The organism is Sphingobium sp. B8D3A (assembly GCF_025961995.1).
Lineage (GTDB): Bacteria > Pseudomonadota > Alphaproteobacteria > Sphingomonadales > Sphingomonadaceae > Sphingobium.
This window is the reverse complement of sequence record NZ_JAOQOS010000001.1, coordinates 681120-701778: the sequence shown is the minus strand read 5'-3', so window position 1 is coordinate 701778 and position 20659 is coordinate 681120. Positions and strand designations below refer to the sequence as shown.

The following is a 20659-nucleotide window of genomic DNA, read 5'->3' as shown; positions in this document are numbered from 1 at the left end:
GGACACGACGACATTACGGACGCTAGTCGTTCCATCCGCGCAGCAGACCAACGTCATTGGGGAAAAGGCAGACGAGGGTCGTCATGGCGGCTTGACCCCGCCAATACGGAATACCAGCACCATTGTAGCCCAGTTTGCGTCCGTGATATCCGTGGCTCTTGATCCACTGTTGCCCAGCCTTACCCATTTCGAGGACACGCGGTCGAAAGAATTCTCTTAGATCTTTTTGGAATCGCCTCATCCGACTGGAAAATTGAATGGCAAGATAGCCATCAGGAATATCTGAAAATACTTCTGGGGACATTCCATTCGCTACCGCTTCAACGTAAGCGGCTTTAAAGGCAGCTAAATCATCTTGTACAATTTTGTTTTTGATGTCCCTAAGTGCACTGCAACCTTGTGTTGGGCCCGCATCACCAAAGTACGCTTCCCAATCTGCTCCCTTCAGATATTCTGAGGTAAGCATGCTACCGAACCAAGCGCGAAAGTCCGTATCCGGCAAACGCGCTACCCGTTCGGAGATCGGCGATGTCTTCTGGGAATTAGCGGACTGTGCAACACCGCACGCCAGCAATGCAGCGGGTATCCATCGCCAATAGGTTCCCATGCACTCACCCACCCTCAAGGGAGACTATTGCGCTCTTCGTATCTTGAAGCAATGGCAGCTAACCACGCCCATTTAGCCCTTGGTCGCGTATTCTAGACCGCTTAATAGCGGACAATCCTTCCGGGCGATATTCTCTGCGCGTCCTAGGCACCACCGCCGAGCTTCAAGCCCTTCAGCGCCGCGAAGGGGCCGGCGTCTTCCTCGCTCAGCACGCCCAGCGCGCGCAGCTTGGCGTCGGCATCCGGCACGCGGGGATAGGGATCGAGGTTCAGGAACAGCGTCTGCGCGACCGTTTCGCCAAGGTCGATTCGCTCGTCCTCCAGCGGGAGGATATCGCAATCCTCCTCGCGCAGTTCGATCTCTTCTGCGTCGCTCTCGCCGTTCTCGTCGAGACCGCGCACGAATCGCACGTCCATCGGCACGTCGAGCTCTGCGGGAACATCCTCGTCGGTCGCGACGCAGGCCTGCACCAGCGACGCGCGCACGCGCCCGGTCACTCGACAGCCACCGGCATCCGGCGCGACATGCGCCTGCGCCTCCAGCCGATCGAGGCTGCGCAGGCCAAAGCGACGCGCGAGCGCGGCCCGCTCGGCGGCGTCGGCCTCGACGGTGCGGTCCCGCCGCCCGTCCCCAAGCTCGTTGAGGCGCAGAATGCGGGAAAATTCCGGCGCGGCGCCTGATGTCGCTTCGCTCACGGCATCACCCCCGCAACTGGCCGGCCAGCAGCGTGTCGCGGCTGCATGCGTCGATCGTTGCCACCAGCATACGCACCTGTGCTTCGACATAGGCCAGCGCATCCGCTGCCGGCGCCTCGCCGCGATAGAGGTTGCGCATCAGCGCCTCGCTCAGCGAAGCCTCGCCCTGCAAGCTGGCGCGATAGGCGGCAAGCCGGCCACCGAGCGCGCCGACCATGCGGCCGATCTGCTTGCCCACGACCACATCGCCAAAGCCGATCTGGCGGATCTGCCCATCCATATCGTCGATGAACAGCTCGGTCAGCCGCGCCGAATCGTTGGTGGCCTCCAGCGCCTCGAGTCGCAGCAGCACCAGCGAGAGGACCAGCGCCACCATGTCGAATCGGCCATCCAGCGTGTCCGCCACCTCGCCTTCCATATACCAATGCGGCTCCCGCGCCGTCGCGACGACAGCATCGTAGAGCGGGCGCAGGTAAGCGCGATCATCCTTGCGGGAAAACAGAGTGGATAAGAGGCTCATGCTCGGTTCAGCTTTGCGGCGGCACAGGAAAGCGCGGACGGGACCGATCAACCATTGGCCCGCGCCAGCACTTGCATATTGATTGCGGCGGCTGGCAATGCAATGGGCGGGTTAGGCGATGCGACGCTTTTTTGATTGGATGTCCGGTTTTTGACCGCATGATTGGCAGGAGACGAGAATGCAGCGTGGCTTGAGGCGGCCGTTTCTGGTCGTGGGCGCAGCGGCCGTCCTTCTGCTGGCGGGCGGCTGCACGCGCATCCGTGCGCATCAGGGCTTCATGATCGACGATCTGATCGTGAGTTCGGTGCTGCCGGGCGTGGACAACAAGGCGTCCGTGGAAGGCGCGCTGGGTCGTCCGACCTTCGTCTCCCAGTTCGGCCCGGAGCGCTGGTATTATGTGGCGCGCGACACCCGCGCGCTGGCGTTCGCCTCCCCGCGTCCGACCGCGCAGACGTTGGTGACCGTGCAGTTCGATGCCAATGGCAATGTCGCGACGATCGATCGCAACGCGACGCTCGATCAGGTCGCCAATATCTCGCCGACCGGCGCCACGACGCCGACGCTCGGCCGCAAGCGCAGCCTGTTCGATGAAATCTTCGGCAATATCGGCGCGGTTGGCGCTGGCGGGGCCGGAGCGGCAGGTCCGTCTCAGTAAATCAGCGCTGCAGGCCTGCCATCAGTCGGCGCCGGTTCGCGCGCCGACGGACTGGTTTAGCTTGCATTAACCGCGCCATCGCTTCAAATCGTCCTATAGCGGGAGCGTGGTCATGCAGCATATTGGCGATCTGCAGCCGCTCGAGCGGACTTACGCGCGACGGACTGAGACAGTCGGCCATTACAAGGCCAGCCGGAGCCGCTGGCGATTCGCCATCGGGTCGCTGGAGATCGGCTTCGACCGCGCGAGCGAGCAGCTTCACGCGCGAAGCGGTGTGGATGCCCGGCCCGGCCTTGCCCAAAAGCTCCTGATCGCGGCAGGCATGGTCAGCATCTCATTGCTGGTGATCGCCCTGGCCGGCTGGCTATGGTCGGCACGCGGGCCGATCTGGGGCGGTGAGACGGTATCGGCAGCGATCATCGATCATGCGCCCCGCGCGACCGAAAGCGAAGATGCGACGCCCGCCGGCCAGCAGCCGACCCTGATCCCCGCCGACCGTCCTGCGCCGTTTCTCTCCGCCGTGATTGAAAAGCGCGCGACGGCCCCCGCTTTTGCACCGGCGAAACAGGCCACCGTGCCGATCGCGCAGGGCCAGGCGATTGCGCCCAAGTCCGATGAGGCGCCGACGCTCCCGAGCGCGACCCCGGATGAGGCGATCGTCCAGTCCGGCAACTTCCTGCTGATCCCGGCCGTCGATCGCGCTGTGGGCCTCGCGCTGAAGAGCGGCGATGCGCAGAACTGGATGGCCGGCTCCTATCACGGCATCGTGGTGGTCGGCGACGCCGTGGCCCAAGATGGCAAATCCTGCCGGGACGGCACGATCCTGCTGCGCGACGGCACCATCAAGGGCCGCACCCAGACGTTCCAGCGCTGCCTGTAAGGCCAAGGGAGCGCTGCGCGGCGGTTCAGCCGGCGGCGCTCACCCGATCCCGATCACGATCAGCGTGCGATCCCGCCAGCAGCCAGAACGGCCAGCGTCACCAGCTCCGAGGCGGTCGAGGCCATCGTCGCCACCTGCACCGGCTGGTTCAGCCCGAGCAGCACCGGCCCGATGACCGAGTCGCCGCCCAGTTCCCGCAGCAGCTTGGCCGAGAGATTGGCCGACTGCAGGCCGGGCATGATCAGCACATTGGCTGGGCCGGACAGGCGGCAGAACGGATAATTCGCCATGACGCGCCGGTTGAGCGCCACGTCGGGCGCCATCTCGCCTTCATATTCGAAGTCCACCTCCATTCCGTCGAGGATCTGGACCGCGCCGCGAATATTATCGAGCCAGTTGCCGTGCGGATTGCCGAAGGTGGAGTAGGAGAGAAAAGCCACGCGCGGCTCATGCCCCATACGCCGGGCAAGCGCGGCGGATTCGATGGCGATATGCGCCAGTTCGGCGGAATTCGGCCGCTCGTTGACAGTGGTATCCGCCATGAACACGGTGTGGCTACGCCCGACGAGGATGTGCATGCCGAACAGCGTGCGGTCCTCGGCGGGGTCGAGCACGCGGCGCAGTTCGCGCATTGTCTGCGCATAGGTGCGGGTGACGCCGGTGATCATCGCGTCCGCCTCACCCATCTGCAGCAGCAGCGCGCCGAAGATGTTGCGGTCCCGGTTGACCATGCGCTCGCAATCGCGGCGGAGATAGCCCCGGCGCTGCAGGCGCTCGTACAGCATGTCGACCATGCGCGGCACGAGCGGCGAATTGACGCTGTTGTAGAGCTCGTAACTCTCGGGATCGCGCACGCCGAGATCGCGCAGGCGATCATAGACATCCTGCCTGCCGACCAGCACCGGGGTGCCATAGCCGCCATCGCGGAACTGGATCGCGGCGCGCAGCACGACTTCCTCTTCCGCCTCGGCAAAGACCACGCGCTTGGGGCTGGCCTTGGCGCCCTCATAAGCGAGGGTGAGAACGGAGGTGGTGGGATTGAGCCGCGCCCGCAGGGACTGGCGATAGGCGTCCATATCCTCGATGGGCCGCTGGGCGACGCCCGACTCCATCGCCGCCTGCGCCACCGCTGCCGGCACCACTTCCATCAGACGCGGATCGAAGGGGGCGGGAATGATGTAATCCGCGCCGAAGCTGTGCTTGGTGCCATAAGCCAGCGCGACTTCCTCGGGCACCTGCTGACGGGCCAGTTCGGCAATGGCCTGCGCCGCCGCGATCTTCATCGCCTCGTTGATCGCCGTCGCGCGCACGTCCAGCGCGCCCCGGAAGATGAAGGGGAAGCCCAGCACATTGTTGACCTGATTGGGATAATCCGAGCGGCCCGTGGCGATGATCGCATCCGGGCGCGCGGCCTTGGCCACCGGCGGCAGGATCTCCGGATCGGGATTGGCCATGGCGAAGAGGATCGGCCGCGGCTTCATCTCGTTGATCCATTCGGGCTTCAGCGCATCCTTGGCTGAAAGACCGAGGAAGATATCGGCATCCTTCAGCGCCTCGTGCAGGGTCCGCGCCTCGGTGCGGGCGGCATGGGCGGACTTGAACTGGTCCATGCCATGGGTGCGGCCCTGATAGATCACGCCCTCGCGGTCGCACATGATCACATTGTCATGCGCCACGCCCATCGCCTTGATCAGTTCGGTGCAGGCGATGGCCGCCGCGCCGGCACCATTCACGACGACCTTGGTCTCGCGAATGTCGCGCCCGGTGAGGAAACAGGCGTTGATCAGGCCGGCGGCGCAAATGATCGCGGTGCCATGCTGGTCGTCATGCATGACCGGAATGTTCATGCGCTCCTTGAGCGCTGCCTCGATCATGAAGCACTCGGGTGCCTTGATGTCCTCAAGGTTGATGCCGCCAAAGCTGGGTTCGAGCAGCGCCACCGCATCGATGAAGGCCTGCGGGTCTTCGGTGTTCAGCTCCAGGTCGATGGCGTCGACATCGGCGAAGCGCTTGAACAGCACGGCCTTGCCTTCCATCACCGGCTTGGAGGCGAGCGCGCCGAGATTGCCCATGCCGAGAATCGCCGTGCCGTTGGAGATGACCGCGACCAGATTGCCCTTGGCGGTATAGTCATAGGCCTTGGCGGCATCATCAGCGATGGCCTGCACGGGCACGGCCACGCCGGGCGAATAAGCAAGCGCCAGATCGCGCTGCGTCGCCATCGGCTTGGAGGCGATGATCTCGATCTTGCCGGGCCGCCCGAAGGAATGGAACAGCAGCGCCTCGCGCTCGGAGAATTCGATGGCGGCTTTATCGGTCATCAGCAGGGTTCCTCGGCAATTGGGAACGCCCTAGCGACTTTCCGCCCGGCTCCACAAGAGGCGAGGTACGAACAACCCCGTGGATGAAACGCCACCGCCGGCTTTTCGAGATCGAAAGCCCCTGCTAACGCAACCGCGTGACCAGTCTGCCAGCCAAATCCTCCAAAGCCAGCGCCGCACCCGGCGGCCCCACGCCGATGATGGCGCAATATCTGGCGCTCAAGGCGGAAGCCGGGGGCGACCTGCTCTTCTACCGCATGGGCGACTTCTTCGAGCTGTTCTTCGAGGACGCCAGGACCGCGGCCGCCGTGCTCGACATCGCGCTCACTACGCGCGGCGAGCATGAGGGCGAGCCGATCCCCATGTGCGGGGTGCCGGTACACAGCGCCGAGGGCTATCTGGCGCGACTCATCAAGGCCGGGCTGCGCGTTGCCATTGCCGAGCAGACCGAGACGCCCGAGCAGGCCAAGGCACGCGGATCGAAAGCGCTGGTCGGCCGTGCCATCGTGCGCTTCGTCACCGCCGGCACGCTGACCGAGGATGCGCTGCTGGACAGCCGCCGCGCCAATCTGCTCGCGGCCGTGGGGGAAGCCGCCGGCCATTATGCCGTCGCCGCCGCCGACATCTCCACCGGCCGGCTGGACGTGGTGGCTGTGGATGCCGGCGGCATCGAGGCGGAACTCGCGCGGATCAACGCGAGCGAAGTCATTGCGCGGCCGGGTCTCACCGATCGGCTGACCGGCGCCCTCCCCTTCGAGAATCGCGGCTTCGACAGCGCCCGGGCGGAAGCGGACATCTGCCGGCATTTCGGCGTGAAGACGGTGGAAAGCTTCGGCAGCTTCTCGCGCGCGGAGCTCTCCGCGCTGGGCGGCCTGCTGGGCTATCTCGAACATGTCGGCAAGGGGCGGATGCCTTTCCTCGCCGCGCCGATACGGGCCGGCGCGCAGGATCACCTCGCCATCGACCCGGCGACGCGCGAGAGCCTGGAGATCGTCACCACCGCCAACGGTCAGCGCGCCGGCAGCCTGCTCGCCACCGTGGACCGCACCGTGACGGGCGCGGGCGCGCGCCTGCTCGCAGCGGACCTCTCAGCGCCTTTGATGGACCGCGCCACGGTGGAAGCGCGACTCGATCTGGTGCGCTGGTTCCACGATGACGGGCCGCTGCGCGAGCTGGTCCGCACCCGCCTGCGCGCCTTGCCAGACCTCAGCCGCGCGCTCGGCCGCGTCGCCATCGGCCGGGGCAGTCCGCGCGATCTGGGGCAATTGCGCGATGGCCTCGACGGCGGCCGTGCGCTGCGCGAGCGGCTGGGCGCGCTGCCCGACCGACCGCCCCTGCTCGACGATCTGCTGCCATCGCTCGATGGTCATGGCGCTCTCGTCGATCAGCTGGCCCGCGCCCTCGTGCCTGCCCCGCCGACGGAAGCGGCGCATGGCGGCTATATCGCCGATGGCTATGATGCCGCACTGGACGAGTTGCGCCGCATGGCCGGCGACGGTCGCCGCGCCATCGCCGCGCTCGAAGCGCGCTATCGCGAGCAGACCGGCATCTCCGCGCTCAAGATCCGCCACAACGGCGTGCTTGGCTATCATGTCGAGGTGCCTGCCCGTCACGCCGACCAGCTGATGGCCAATGACAGCGGCTTTACCCATCGCCAGACGCTGGCGGGAGTCGTGCGGTTCAACTCGGTGGACCTGCACGAGCAGGCCAGCCGGGTCACGCAGGCCGGCGCCCATGCGCTGGCGGCCGAAGCGGCGCATTTCGAGGAACTGGTGACGCTGGTGATGGACAGCCGCACCGCCATCGCGCGCACGGCGGATGCCCTCGCCCGCATCGACGTGGCGGCGGCTCTGGCCGAGCGCGCTGTTGAAGGCGGCTGGAGCCGGCCGGTCTTCGCCGAAGAGCCCTGCATCGCCATCGAGGGCGGACGCCATCCGGTGGTGGAAGCCGCGCTGGCGAAGGACGGCACCAGTTTCGTCGCCAATGACTGCACGCTCACGCCGGACAACCGGCTGTGGCTGGTGACCGGCCCCAATATGGGCGGTAAATCGACCTTCCTGCGGCAGAACGCGCTGATCGTCATTCTCGCGCAGGCCGGCAGCTTCGTGCCCGCCCGCGCCGCCCGGCTCGGGCTGGTCGACCGCCTGTTCAGCCGCGTCGGCGCCTCGGACAATCTGGCCCGCGGGCGCTCGACCTTCATGGTCGAGATGATCGAGACCGCCGCGATCCTTGCGCAGGCAACCGAGCGCAGCTTCGTGATCCTCGATGAAGTGGGGCGCGGCACGTCGACTTATGATGGCCTCGCCATCGCCTGGGCGGTGGTGGAAGCGATCCATGACAGCAATGCCTGCCGCTGCCTGTTCGCCACCCATTATCACGAATTGACGCGCTTGGCCGAGCGCCTCGGCGCCCTCTCGCTCCACCATGTTCGCGCGCGGGAATGGAATGGCGATCTGGTGCTGCTGCACGAGCTGTCCGAAGGCCCGGCCGACCGCAGCTACGGCATAGCGGTGGCGCGGCTTGCAGGCTTGCCCGCCGCGGTGCTGGCCCGCGCCAAGGCCGTGCTCGGCAAGCTGGAAGCCGGCAAGGCGCAGACCGGCGGCATCGCGGCGGGGCTCGATGACTTGCCCCTCTTCGCCGCAACGCTCTCCGCCGCACCGGAGGTCGCCACCGACCCGCTGCGCGACCGGCTGGACGCCATCGACGCGGACACGCTCAGTCCGCGCGAGGCGCTCGACCTTATCTACCAGCTCAAGCAGATCGCCACCGCGCCCACCGCCTGAGCCCCTCGATTTGCGCGCCATGCCGAGGTTGCACCTGCAACTGCGGCAAAGCGCGCTTATATGGCACCCATGAACAAGGTGCCCGATTCGCTGCCCGGCCGCCGTGCGATCATCGATCGCCGCCAGATTGCCGATGCGCTCACTGCCCAGCTAACCGAACTGAGCGATACCGCCGCGCGCCGGCAAGTGATCGTCGCGGCGCTGCGCGAGGCGCTTGCCAAGGGCCGGGAGGAAGTCTCCCACCGCCTCGCCCGCAACCCGACGCGCGGGCGCGACGCCGTGACGGCGCAGGCCTTCCTGATGGACCAGATCATCCGCCTGCTCTTCGATGCGACAGTGAAGCACCTCTACCCGATCAGCAACCGCACCGCGTCCGAGCGGCTGACCGTGGTTGCGGTGGGCGGCTATGGGCGCGGTGAAATGGCGCCCTATAGCGATGTCGATATCGGCTTCCTCACGCCCTACAAGCCCACCGAATGGACCGAGCAGGTCATCGAGAGCATGCTCTATGCGCTGTGGGATCTGGGCCTCAAGGTCGGGCACAGCAGCCGCTCGATCGACGAGACGGTGCGCATGGCGAAGTCGGACCTCACCATCCGCACCGCCCTGCTGGAATCGCGCTTCGTGTGGGGCGACCGGGGCATTTACGACGAATGCGTCGCTCGCTTCGACAAGGATGTGATGCAGGGCACGGCCAAGACCTTCGTCACCGAGAAGCTGGCGGAGCGGGATGCCCGGCACAAGCAGATGGGCGACAGCCGCTATGTCGTCGAACCCAATATCAAGGAGGGCAAGGGCGGCCTGCGCGATCTGCACACGCTGTTCTGGATCGGCAAATATGTGAACCGGGTGCGCACCGTCGCGGAGCTGGTGGATGTGGGCCTGCTGACCCGCGCCGAGCTGTCCCAGTTCCAGCGGGCCGAGAATTTCCTCTGGGCCGTGCGCTGCCACATGCACGAAATCTCCCGGCGCGCGGAGGACCGCCTGACCTTCGATCTGCAGATCGAAGTCGCCGAGCGCATGGGCTTCTCGCCCAAGCGCGGCCGGTCCGCCGTCGAGCGGTTCATGCACCTCTATTTTTTGATGGCGAAGACCGTCGGCGACCTGACCGGGGTGTTCCTCGCCCACCTCGATGACAAGATGGCCAGCCGCGGCCGGCGCTACATCCCGGCGATGTTCAACCGCCCGCGCAAGCTCGATGGCTTCGTGCTGGAGCGGGGCCGGATCACCATTCCCGAGGATGATTTCTTCCGCGAGCAGCCGGTGCGGATGATCGAGATCTTCTCGCTGGCGGACAAGCACGGGCTGGAGATCCACCCGGATGCAATGCGCGCGCTCAACCGCGATTCGGTGCTGATTACTCGCAAGGAGCGGGAAGACCCGCAGGCCAATGCGCTGTTCATGAACGTGCTTACCTCGCCCCGCGACCCGGAAAAGGTGCTGCGCTGGATGAACGAGGCCGGGGTGTTCGGGCGCTTCGTGCCGGACTTCGGCCGCGTGGTCGCGCAGATGCAGTTCGACATGTACCACCATTATACGGTGGATGAGCACACCATCCGCGCCATCGGCCTGCTCTCCCAGATCGAAAAGGGCGAGTTCAAGGTCGATCATCCGCTAGCGAGCGCGATCATCGAGAAGATCATCTCCCGCCGCGTGCTCTATGTCGCGGTGCTGCTGCACGATATCGCCAAGGGGCGCGGCGGCGACCACAGCATTCTGGGCGCGGAGGTGGCGACCAAGCTCTGCCCGCGCCTGGGCCTCAGCGATGCCGAGACCGAGACCGTCGCCTGGTTGGTGCGCTATCATCTGCTGATGTCCGCAACCGCGTTCAAGCGCGACCTTTCGGACTTCAAGACCATCCTCGACTTCGCCGAAGTGGTGCAGAGCCCGGAGCGGCTGCGGCTGCTGGTGATCCTGACCATCGTCGACATCCGCGCGGTCGGACCGGGCGTGTGGAACAGCTGGAAGCGCCAGCTCCTCGCCGAGCTGTACGACTCCGCCGAGGAGGTCATCCGCCCCGGCCACAAGCAGCGGGGCCGTCAGGAGCGCATCGAGGAGAAGCGCGACGCCTTGCGCGCGAGCCTGGCGCTGGACGACAAGGCCTTCGACCGGCTGGTGAAGCGTTTCCCGCAATCCTACTGGATCGCCGAATCGCAGGACATCCTGGAGCGCAACGCACAGCATCTGCTGGACGCCGGCCAGTCCGATCTCTCCATCGATGCCCGTTCCTATCCCGAGCGCGGCGCGACGCTGGTCACCGTCTACGCCTCGGATCATCCCGGGCTGTTCTACCGGATCGCCGGGGCGATTCATCTGGCCGGCGGCAACATCATCGACGCCCGCATCCACACCCTCAAGGATGGCACGGCGCTCGACAATTTCCTGGTGCAGGACCCGCTTGGCGGGCGCTTCGATGCGCCCGAGCAGTTGCAGCGGGTGAAGACCTATATCGAGGACGCGCTGCTCAACCGCCACAAGCTGATGCACAAGCTGGACGAGCGCCCGCTGGCCCGTCGGCGGGCCGAAGCCTTCCAGATCGTGCCGCAGGTGCTCATCGACAACAAGGCCTCCAACCGCTTCACCGTGGTGGAAGTCATGGCTCGCGACCGCCCTGCCCTGCTGCTCAGCCTCGCCTTTGCGCTATTCCAGTCCAAGACCATGGTCCACAGCGCGCATGTCGCCACCTTCGGCGAGCGCGCCGTCGACACCTTCTATCTGACCGATCTTCTGGGCGGAAAGCTGGAGAGCAAGACCCGCCTCGCCACACTCGAACGGCGGCTGATCGAAGCCGCCGGCAATCAGGCCGGCGAACTGATCGACACCAACAGTTTCGCCATGGCCAACTGAGGCGCGCCCCATTGCGGGGCGCGCCTCGGCTGGCGTCTCAGTGAGAAAGCAGGATCGGGATCGGCGCCTTGGCCAGCAGCGTCCGCGTCGTGCCGCCGAACAGCTGCTCGCGCAGGCGGCTGCGGCCATAGCAGCCCATCACCGCCCAGCTCGCGCCGGAGGACCGCATGGCCTCGATCAGTTGGTCGCTCACCGCGCCAGCCTTGGGCAGGCGCCGGCTGACGACCTTGCAGCCATGCCGGTCAAGATAGGCGGCCGCCTCGTCCGGGTCGCCTTCCCCTTCCCCGATCGTCACCACCTCGACCTCGCTGGCCATGCGCAGCAGCGGGATCGCCGCCCGCAGCGCGGCATCGGCCGCGCGTGATCCATCCCAGGCGACCAGCGCCTTGCCGAAGAGATCCAAGCGCTTCTGCTCCGTCGGCACCAGCAGGACCGGCGCGGAGGTCAGCGCCGCGAGACGCGAGGCCGTGTCCCCGGTCTCGTTCACCGCGCCGAAGGCCTGCTTGCCGACGACGATCATGTCGACCAGCCGGACATTGTCCGTAATGCCCTCGTCGGACTGGCTCTGCACGCGCGCCCACTCATAGCTCACGCCTTCATTGGCGAGCCGGGGTTCGAGCGCCTCGATATTCTTGTCCTCCCGGTCGCGCTCATCCATCATCAGCACGCCGGTGCCGCCGCCCGCGCCAAAGCCGTCCGCAATCATGGGAATCTGGACGACATCGAGACACAGCAGATGCCCCTCGACCGCGCGCACAATGTCGAGCGCGGTTTGCAGGCGCGCTTCCTGACTCGGGTCGTCATGGATCAGAACCATCACCGTCTTCATGGCAGCCTCCTTGTTCACCGCATCAGGATCGTGCGAAACTGGTGCCATATTAATGCGATGGGGGCGAGGAGTCGTTGACCGGAGTCAAATCAGGCCCGCACCTAAGGGGCTTGCGTCGGCGCGCGGCCGCGCTTATACGCCCGCGCTTCCATGTCCTATGGAAGACCGCAAGGACGGGCCGGCCAGTAAGGGCTGCCGTGTTCGTCCGTAATCGTCTGCGAGCATCCTCCAGGGTGCTTGCGCTAAGACAAAGGAGACGAAAATGCCCAAGCTCAAGACCAAGAGCGGTGTGAAGAAGCGCTTCAAATTCACCGCCACCGGCAAGGTCAAGCATGGTGTCGCCGGCAAGCGCCACCGCCTGATCAGCCACAACGCGAAGTATATTCGCCAGAATCGCGGTACGGAGGTTCTCTCCGACGCGGATGTCGCTCACGTGCGCCTCTGGGCGCCCTACGGCCTCAAGTAAGGAGCAGGCGACATGGCACGTGTCAAACGCGGTGTAACCACCAAGGCGAAGCACAAGAGGATTTTGGATCAGGCGAAGGGCTATTATGGCCGTCGCAAGAACACGATCCGCATCGCGCGTCAGGCTGTCGAAAAGGCTGGCCAGTACGCATATCGCGACCGCAAGGTGAAGAAGCGGAGCTTCCGCGCCCTGTGGATCCAGCGCATCAACGCAGCTGTCCGCATGGAAGGCCTGACCTATGGCCAGTTCATGCACGGCCTCAAGCTGGCGGGCGTCGAACTGGACCGCAAGGTTCTGGCCGACATCGCCATGCATGAAGGCGATGTGTTTAAGGGCATCATTGCCCAGGCGCGCGCGGCCCTGCCCGCAGCCTGAGCATCTGCACAATCATCGCGAAGAGGGCGTCGGATGCTTCCGGCGCCCTTTTTGTATCATTTTCGGGACTCTCTGGAATTTTGGTTAACACGTCGGAAACCTTTTCTGCACTGCAGCATTGCGAGTGCGTGGGACTATAAGTGGAGAACCAAATGAAGGGACTGCTATTGGGGGTCGCGGCGACGCTCGCCCTCCCGTCCGCTGCGCAGGCAGCAACGTTCATCAACGGCGATTTCGAGACCGGCAATGACCCAGGCACCTATTTCCTCCGCCTGGGCACCGAGAGCACGGCCCTGACGGGTTGGACCATCACATCCGGCAATGTGGAGCTGATCGGTGGTTATTGGCAGTCGGGCAGCGGCAGCCGCAGTATCGATCTGAACGGCAGCGCCCAGGGCGCGATCGCACAGACGTTCGATACCATTGAAGGCATGACCTACAATGTCGACTTCCTGATGGCCGGCAATCCCGAAGGCGGGCCGGCGGTCAAGACGTTGGAAGTCGCCGCGACGGGCAATGACGGCCAGCTGTTCAGCTTCGACAATACGGGCTTCTCGAAGACCAACATGGGCTGGACCAACTACACCTACACCTTCACGGCCTCGGGCAACCTCACGACGCTCAGCTTTGCGTCGATGACCGACTCGCCCTGGACCGGCCCGGCGCTGGATGGCGTGACAGTTACCGCGATGAGCGCGGTGCCGGTGCCCGAGCCGACGACCTGGGCGCTGATGCTCGGCGGTTTCGCGCTGATCGGCAGCACGCTGCGTCGTCGTCAGTCGGTCGTTCAGTTCTCCTGATCGAAACCGGGTCGCAACCATCAAAGGAAAGGGCGTCGGCATGCCGGCGCCCTTTTCGTTTGCGGTGAATTAGGCTAGCGGACGCGGCCATGACCGACGTCACATCCCTCAAGGACGGCCTCATCGCCGACATCGCCGCCGCCGACACCCTCGATGCCGTGGAAGCGCTGCGCGTCAGCGCGCTGGGCAAGAGCGGCGCCATCACCGCCCTGCTCAAGACATTAGGGCGGATGAGCCCGGAAGAGCGCCAGCAGCAAGGCCCCGCGATCCACGACCTGCGCGAAAGCGTGACGAGCGCCATCGCCGCCCGCAAGACCGCGCTTGAAACGGCAGCGCTCGATGCCCGCCTCGCCTCCGAGACGCTGGACATGACGCTGCCGGTGGACCTGCCGCCGCCGGGCAGCATTCATCCCGTCAGCCAGGTGATGGACGAGCTGGCCGAGATCTTCGCCGATCTGGGCTTCGCGGTCGCTACCGGCCCGGAGATCGAGGATGACTGGCGCAACTTCACCGCGCTCAACATCCCCGAGACGCACCCCGCGCGCGCGATGCACGACACCTTCTACTTCGGCGACAATGCCCGCGCGACCGGCGGAGACGGCAATCCGGCCGCCATGTTGCTGCGCACCCACACCTCGCCGGTGCAGATCCGCACCATGACGAGCACGCCACCGCCGATCCGCATCATCGCGCCCGGCCGCGTCTACCGCTCGGACAGCGACGCGACGCACACGCCGATGTTCCACCAGATCGAAGGTCTGGTGATCGACAAGGGTATTCACCTCGGGCACCTCAAATGGACGCTGGAGACCTTCCTCAAGGCGTTCTTCGAGCGTGAGGACATCGTCCTGCGCCTGCGCCCCAGCTACTTCCCCTTCACCGAGCCTTCGGTGGAAGTGGACGTGGGCTACACTATCGAGAAGGGCCAGCGCGTCATCGGCGGCAGCGGCGATGCGGAAAATGGCGGCTGGATGGAAGTGCTCGGCAGCGGCATGGTCCACCCCAATGTCATCCGCAATTGCGGGCTGGATCCCGCTGAGTGGCAGGGCTTTGCCTTCGGCACCGGCGTCGACCGGCTCGCCATGCTCAAATATGGCATGAACGACCTCCGCGCCTTCTTCGACGGCGATCTGCGCTGGTTGCGCCATTACGGCTTCTCCGCGCTGGATGTGCCTACGCTGAGCGGAGGAGTGGGCGCATGAGCCATTTCTTGCGAGTTCGTGTTCCTGCGGAAGCAGGAACCCAGGGCGCAGCCGCCGTCCTTCACCGCCCTGGGCTCCTGCCTTCGCAGGAGCACGGGTTTGATCTTACCGGCAATCCCGGAGCCCGCGCATGAAGTTCACCCTCTCCTGGCTCAAGGACCATCTCGACACCAGCGCCTCGCTGGAGGAAATCCTGCGCGTGCTCAACGATATCGGCCTTGAGGTCGAGGGCGTCGAAAACCCCGCCGAGAAACTCGATGGCTTCCGCGTCGCAAAGGTTCTCACGGCCGCGCCGCATCCGCAGGCCGACAAGCTGCAGGTGCTAAGCGTCGATGCCGGCGATGGTCCGCTGCAGGTCGTCTGCGGCGCCCCCAATGCCCGCGCCGGTCTGGTCGGCGTGTTCGGCCTGCCCGGCGCCACGGTGCCGGCCAATGGCATGGTGCTGCGGGTCGCGGCCATTCGTGGCGTTGAATCCAACGGCATGATGTGCTCCACCCGCGAGCTGGAGCTGGGCGAAGATCATGAGGGCATCATCGAGCTGCCTGCGGACGCGCCCATCGGCACGCGCTTTGCCGACTATGCGCAGCTTGACGATCCGGTCATCGAGGTCTCGGTCACGCCCAACCGGCAGGATTGCATGGGTGTGCGCGGCATCGCGCGCGATCTCGCTGCCAAGGGCCTCGGCACGCTGCGGCCGCTCGATGACATCATCGGACAGCTCCCGGCGATCGACGCGCAGGGCGCAGGCCCGGACGTGCGCACGGACGATGCCGATGGCTGCCCGGCCTTCTATGCCCGCGCGGTGCGCGGCGTGCGCAACGGCGCCTCGCCGGAATGGCTGCAGCGGCGCCTGAAGGCCATCGGCCAGAAGCCGATCAGCGCGCTGGTGGACATCACCAACTTCGTCATGATCGGCCTTGGCCGCCCGCTGCATGTCTATGACATGGCCCGCCTCGATGGCGGCCTCGTCGCCCGCAAGGCGAAAGCCGGCGAGCAGGTGCTGGCGCTCAACGGCAAGACCTATACGCTGGCCGAGGGCATGACGGTGATCGCGGACGCCTCCGCCGTTCACGATATCGGCGGCATCATGGGCGGCGAGCATAGCGGCGCGCAGGAGAGCACCAGCGATGTGCTGATCGAATGCGCCTATTTCACGCCCGAGAGCATCGCGCGGACGGGGCAGGCGCTCAGCCTCACCTCCGATGCCCGCCAGCGCTTCGAGCGCGGGGTGGACCCGGCGTTCCTGGATGAGGGGCTGGACATCGCGACGCGGCTGGTTCTCGCTTTGTGTGGCGGGACGCCCACCGAGGCGACGCGCGCCGGCACCCCGCCGACAGAGCCGCGCGTCATCGAGGGCTATCGGCCCGACATGGTCGATGCGCTGGCCGGCATGACGGTGAGCGCGGAGCGCCAGCAGGCGATCCTCGCGGCGCTCGGCTTCACCGTGGAGGCCGGCGCCAACTGGCGGATCACCATCCCGACATGGCGCCGCGATATCCACGGCACCGCCGATATCGTCGAGGAAGTCGTGCGGATCGAAGGGTTGGACAACGTCCCGTCCGTGCCCCTGCCCCGCACACCGGGCGTCGCCCGCCCGACCGCAACGCCGCTGCAGCTCATCGAGCGCCGCGCCCGTCGCGCGGCTGCCGCTCGCGGCCTTAACGAGGCGATCAACTGGTCCTTCATTTCTGAAAGTGAAGCCGCGCCCTTTGGTGGCGGCGACTGGACGCTAGCCAACCCGATCAGCGAAGATATGAAGGTGATGCGGCCGACGCTGCTCGCCGGATTGCTCTCCGCCGCGCGACGCAATGCCGATCGCGGGGCATCCTCGATCCGCCTGTTCGAGATCGGCCGGCGCTATTTCCGCGCCGATGATGGCAGCAGCGACGAGAAGCTGACCCTCGGCATCCTGATGGCCGGCGAGAAGAGCCCGCGCGGCTGGCAGGGCGGCAAGGCCCGCCCGTTCGATGCCTTCGACATCAAGGCGGAGGTCATTGCGCTGCTGACGGCCGCCGGTGCGCCTGCCGGACGCCTGCAGATGATGGGCGAGGCTGGCGATGCCTATCATCCCGGCCAATCCGGCACGCTGCGCCTTGGCCCCAAAAATGTGCTTGCCGCTTATGGCGTGCTGCACCCGCGCCTCGCTCGCGCCTTCGATCTCGATGGCACGGTCGTTGCGGCGGAAATCCAGCTCGATGCGATTCCCGTGCCCAAGAAGACCACATTCATGCGCACGGCCTATGCGCCGCCGGCCTTGCAGGCCGTTACCCGCGACTTCGCGTTCCTCGTGCCGGTGAATCTGGAAGCCGACGCGCTGGTGCGCGCCGTGCGGGGGGCGGACAAGAACGCCATCGTCGATGCGCGCCTGTTCGATCTCTTCGCCGGGCAGGGCGTCCCGGAAGGGCAGAAGAGCCTCGCCGTGGAAGTCACACTGCAGCCCGGCGAAAAAAGCTTCACGGACGAAGAGTTGAAGGCCATCGCTGATCGCGTGGTGGCCGCAGCCACCAAACAGGGCGCGACACTGCGCGGATAAGAACCAGAGGAGCGGCGGAAGTCCGGGCCGATCAGTCCGCTTTCCGCTTCTCCTCCTCGGCCGGAGCGGGTGCCGGCGGCACGGGTAGCTTGCAGCCTCGGCTGACCGCCAGCCCGCGCAGATAGCCCCGGCGCGCGACGCCACCGTTGATGGCGGCCTGCAGGCGACGCTCGGCCCCTGCCGCGCCGCTCACTTCGCGAACGAGACCCCGGAACGGAATGATCGAGTTGACGATCGCCGCGCCACCGGCAGCCGCGAGATTGCCGAACTTGTTCTCATTGGCCTTGCTGTTGGCGTCAAAGTCCGGGCCCAGCACCGCATTCAGCTCGGCGATCTGGTCGATCACCGCGCGGCAGCCCTTGCCGGCCGGCGCATAGGGCTGCTCGACAGCGCGGGCCAGCACCTCGGGGATTTTCGTTTTCTCGATGCCCACGTCGCGCGCGGGCTGCGTCACGATCTCGCCCGCTTTCTGCGCTGTCTTGTCCTCCTTCTCCGGTTCGTCCTGCGCAAAGGCGGGACCTGCCGCAAGGACAGCGCTGAGAAGGGCGGCGCGGATAAGCCTGTTCATGATGACCGTGTCTCCGACCGCAACAGCTGCGGTGCCTGCAGAATTGCGATCCCTGCCATCTGGTTCCCGCCGCTTTGCACGATCTCTGCCGGCGGATAGCACCAAAAAGAAGGCGGGCGCAGCCTTCGCCGCGCCCGCCCTTTTCATCTGACGGCCGGGCGTGTCACCAGGCCCGTGACCGGATCACTGATAGTTGACGCGCAGACGCACGCCGATCGTGCGCGGCGTCACCCGGATGCTGGAGGTATTGAGCGTGAGCACAGCACCATCATAATCGCCGAGATTTTCGCCGAACAGCGTTAGATCATATGCCTTGTACCGCAGACCGATATTGGCGCTGTATACGCTATAGGCCTTCACATACTCGCCGTTGGTCTGGAGGCGGTTGCCATTGTAGGTCCATGCGACGTTGAACAGGCCGTTGAGGTCACCGCCTAGCGATGTCTCATAGGTCGCATCCACGCGGGCATTTTCCTCGAGCGTGTTGACGAGCCGCGTACCGGGACGCAGGTACGGCAGGCGCGCCTGCACGGCGGGATCGACCGTGTCATACTTGCCCTGGTTGATGTTCGCGACTGCGCTCAGCGTCAGCCCGTCCAGAGGCGTCCGCCAGCGCATCTCGATATCGACGCCCTTGCTGGTGCCGTCACCGAAGTTCGAGAAGCCAGAGACGTTCGCGTCCAGCGTCGGCGTCGGCGTCAGCATGTCCTCGAGCTTGTTGATGTAGAAGTTCAACCCGACGTTGAGCGTGCGATCGGGCGAGCGCCACTTGATGCCGGCCTCATAGTTGGTCGAGCTTTCGGGACGGGTCTGGGTGCCGGCAGGGATGCCGACGTCCGCAAGCAGGTCCGCCTGGATCTGCGACTGGACGATGCCCGGACGGAAGCCGGTCGCCGCCGTGGCGAACACCGTCAGATCATCATTGGGCACATAGGAGAGATTGACGCGCCAGGTCGTCACATTCTTCTTGTTCGTGTTCGTCGTGTTGGCGTCTTCGAACGTGCGCTTGTCATGATAATAGCGCAGGCCAACCCGGGGACGCAGCTTGCCGTCGAACAGGTCGTAACCCAGTTCGCCATACACCGCCCAGTTCTTGGTGATGGTGTTGTTGTCGGCATTGGTGTCGATGCCCGCAACGGGAATGCGCAGATAGTTTTCCTGCGGGCCGCTGCCGTCCTGATAGGCGCCGCCGAGCAGCCAGTGGAATGGGCCGTCGGTCGTGGAGTTGATCCGCACTTCCTGGCTGAACATGTCCGGGAAGAACTGGCTGGAGAAGGCACCCGCCGGCGCGATCGGCACGTAAATGCCGAAATTGCCCTTGAGATAAGTGGTGGCGCTAGAGATCGAGAAGGTATCGAAGTCCAGACCGGCCGACAGGCTGTAAAGCTTGAAGTCGCCATTGCCGAAGCTCGGCTGCGCCGCCGTGTTCGCGTAATAAGGCGGCTGGGTCGAGGCGAGACCGCCCAGGAACTGCTGGCGCGGACGGAAATGCCAGTACTGCGCGCGGATATTGAGGTTGTCGACCGGACGGAACAGCGCGACCACGCGAATGTCGTCGTCGCGAACCTCGTTCACGCCCTTGCGGTCCGGCGTGCCGTCGAACGCACCGTAATATTCGTCCGCCCAACCCGGATTATAGGAGTGGCCACCGCTGACGCGGACAGCAAGCACATCCTTGATGATCGGGACGGAGACGACGCCTGCAACGCCATAGTTGAGGCCACCGGCCCCGCGCGTCTGGGAGGCCTGCGCCTCGGCAGCGAACTTGATCTCGGTAAGGTCAGGATCGCGGGTGTGGAAGATGAACACACCGCCGGCCGAACCCTGGCCATAGAGCGTGCCCTGCGGACCGCGCAGAACCTCGACGCGGTCGAGGTCGAGGAAGCGGATTGGCGGCGCAATGCCGAAGTTGGTGACAACGAACGGCACGTCGTCGACATAATAGCCGATAGCCGAGTCGCCATTGGCAGCGCCGGCGCCGGCGCCGCGGATGCTGAACGAGCGCGAGGCGACCGACTGGCGCTGGCTCTCGGAAATACCCGGAATCGCCGTGGCGAGGTCCGCGATATTGTTGATGTTGCGTTCCTTGAGGTCTTCGCCGCTGAACGCCTGGATGGCGAGCGGCACTTCCTGCAGCGCCTGTACACCGGACTTCTGAGCGGTGACGATGATTTCGTCAGGCGCGGTATCAACACTGTTTGTGGTGGTCTGCTGTGCGCGAACTGGCGCTGCACCCATGACAGCCATCAGTGCCAAAACCGCAACACCGGCGTGAAGCCGCTTCATCATCCATCTCCTGCAAAAAACAAAATCGAGCAATCGATTGCATAGAGAGATGCATGACAATGTCCAACGCACGATGCGCGCGCAGACCAGTTTATGGCGGAGTGTTACCGAAATGCTACGGTCATCGGCGACGCGTGGCGTCCCGATTTACGTTTATCAACCGGCTTACAGTACAATCGATTACCGGCAGCTCGTCAACCCCCTTGGGGCAATCGGCGCTTGAAACCCCTGCGCAGCCCCCTTGCGCCGACAGGAAGGGTGCGCCTTATCCATGCCCTCACGCCGCACCAGC

At 65.4% G+C, this 20659-nt stretch carries 16 protein-coding genes; 9 read left to right on the top strand and 7 right to left on the bottom strand.

Annotated features, from left to right (window positions below):
- Positions 1-22: 22 nt before the first annotated feature.
- The 3 genes from M2342_RS03250 to M2342_RS03240 form a co-directional block, all read right to left on the bottom strand.
- The gene (locus tag M2342_RS03250; protein ID WP_264578012.1) at positions 23-607 is read right to left on the bottom strand and encodes a hypothetical protein; all 585 of its coding nucleotides are present in this window, start codon (positions 605-607) and stop codon (positions 23-25) included.
- A gap of 143 nt (positions 608-750) precedes the next feature.
- Positions 751-1302: a YceD family protein gene (locus tag M2342_RS03245; protein WP_264578011.1), complete on the bottom strand. Its 552-nt coding sequence runs from the start codon at positions 1300-1302 to the stop codon at positions 751-753.
- Between the two features lie 4 nt (positions 1303-1306).
- A complete protein-coding gene (locus M2342_RS03240; RefSeq protein WP_264574244.1) occupies positions 1307-1822 on the bottom strand; it encodes a ubiquinol-cytochrome C chaperone family protein in 516 nt (171 codons plus the stop codon).
- A gap of 178 nt (positions 1823-2000) precedes the next feature.
- Between M2342_RS03240 and M2342_RS03235 the strand changes: the two genes are divergently transcribed.
- Positions 2001-2477 (top strand): outer membrane protein assembly factor BamE, encoded by a 477-nt coding sequence (locus tag M2342_RS03235; RefSeq protein ID WP_264571380.1) that lies wholly within the window; start codon positions 2001-2003, stop codon positions 2475-2477.
- A gap of 112 nt (positions 2478-2589) precedes the next feature.
- Positions 2590-3357 (top strand): hypothetical protein, encoded by a 768-nt coding sequence (locus M2342_RS03230; RefSeq protein WP_264574243.1) that lies wholly within the window; start codon positions 2590-2592, stop codon positions 3355-3357.
- Between the two features lie 59 nt (positions 3358-3416).
- Here M2342_RS03230 and M2342_RS03225 read toward each other — a convergent pair whose 3' ends face one another.
- Positions 3417-5678 (bottom strand): NADP-dependent malic enzyme, encoded by a 2262-nt coding sequence (locus M2342_RS03225; protein WP_181560724.1) that lies wholly within the window; start codon positions 5676-5678, stop codon positions 3417-3419.
- 197 nt (positions 5679-5875) lie between these two features.
- Here M2342_RS03225 and mutS point away from each other — a divergent pair, with 197 nt between their 5' ends.
- Together mutS and M2342_RS03215 are read left to right on the top strand one after the other, a co-directional pair.
- Positions 5876-8461, top strand: a complete 2586-nt coding sequence (gene mutS / locus M2342_RS03220; protein ID WP_264579975.1) for a DNA mismatch repair protein MutS — start codon at positions 5876-5878, stop codon at positions 8459-8461.
- A 60-nt stretch (positions 8462-8521) separates the two neighbouring features.
- Positions 8522-11308: a [protein-PII] uridylyltransferase gene (locus tag M2342_RS03215; protein WP_264578010.1), complete on the top strand. Its 2787-nt coding sequence runs from the start codon at positions 8522-8524 to the stop codon at positions 11306-11308.
- A gap of 37 nt (positions 11309-11345) precedes the next feature.
- Here M2342_RS03215 and M2342_RS03210 read toward each other — a convergent pair whose 3' ends face one another.
- The gene (locus M2342_RS03210) at positions 11346-12137 is read right to left on the bottom strand and encodes a universal stress protein (protein WP_181560726.1); all 792 of its coding nucleotides are present in this window, start codon (positions 12135-12137) and stop codon (positions 11346-11348) included.
- A gap of 262 nt (positions 12138-12399) precedes the next feature.
- Between M2342_RS03210 and rpmI the strand changes: the two genes are divergently transcribed.
- The 5 genes from rpmI to pheT all read left to right on the top strand — a co-directional run bounded on the left by rpmI (position 12400) and on the right by pheT (position 17513).
- Positions 12400-12603: a 50S ribosomal protein L35 gene (gene rpmI, locus M2342_RS03205; protein WP_014078133.1), complete on the top strand. Its 204-nt coding sequence runs from the start codon at positions 12400-12402 to the stop codon at positions 12601-12603.
- Between the two features lie 12 nt (positions 12604-12615).
- On the top strand, positions 12616-12978 hold the full coding sequence (gene rplT, locus M2342_RS03200) for a 50S ribosomal protein L20 (RefSeq protein WP_181560727.1): 363 nt from the start codon (positions 12616-12618) through the stop codon (positions 12976-12978).
- A gap of 152 nt (positions 12979-13130) precedes the next feature.
- The gene (locus M2342_RS03195) at positions 13131-13778 is read left to right on the top strand and encodes a choice-of-anchor C family PEP-CTERM protein (RefSeq protein ID WP_181561531.1); all 648 of its coding nucleotides are present in this window, start codon (positions 13131-13133) and stop codon (positions 13776-13778) included.
- 89 nt (positions 13779-13867) lie between these two features.
- Positions 13868-14980 carry a phenylalanine--tRNA ligase subunit alpha gene (gene pheS / locus M2342_RS03190; protein ID WP_264571385.1) on the top strand — a complete coding sequence of 371 codons (1113 nt, stop codon included), beginning with the start codon at positions 13868-13870 and terminating at the stop codon, positions 14978-14980.
- 130 nt (positions 14981-15110) lie between these two features.
- Positions 15111-17513, top strand: a complete 2403-nt coding sequence (pheT, locus tag M2342_RS03185) for a phenylalanine--tRNA ligase subunit beta (protein WP_264578009.1) — start codon at positions 15111-15113, stop codon at positions 17511-17513.
- Positions 17514-17544: 31 nt separating this feature from the next.
- Here the strand turns inward: pheT and M2342_RS03180 are convergent, their stop codons facing one another.
- Positions 17545-18081: a hypothetical protein gene (locus M2342_RS03180; RefSeq protein WP_264578008.1), complete on the bottom strand. Its 537-nt coding sequence runs from the start codon at positions 18079-18081 to the stop codon at positions 17545-17547.
- Between the two features lie 183 nt (positions 18082-18264).
- Entirely contained in the window at positions 18265-20367 is a 2103-nt protein-coding gene (locus M2342_RS03175) for a TonB-dependent receptor (RefSeq protein ID WP_264578007.1), read from the bottom strand.
- Positions 20368-20659 lie beyond the last annotated feature (292 nt).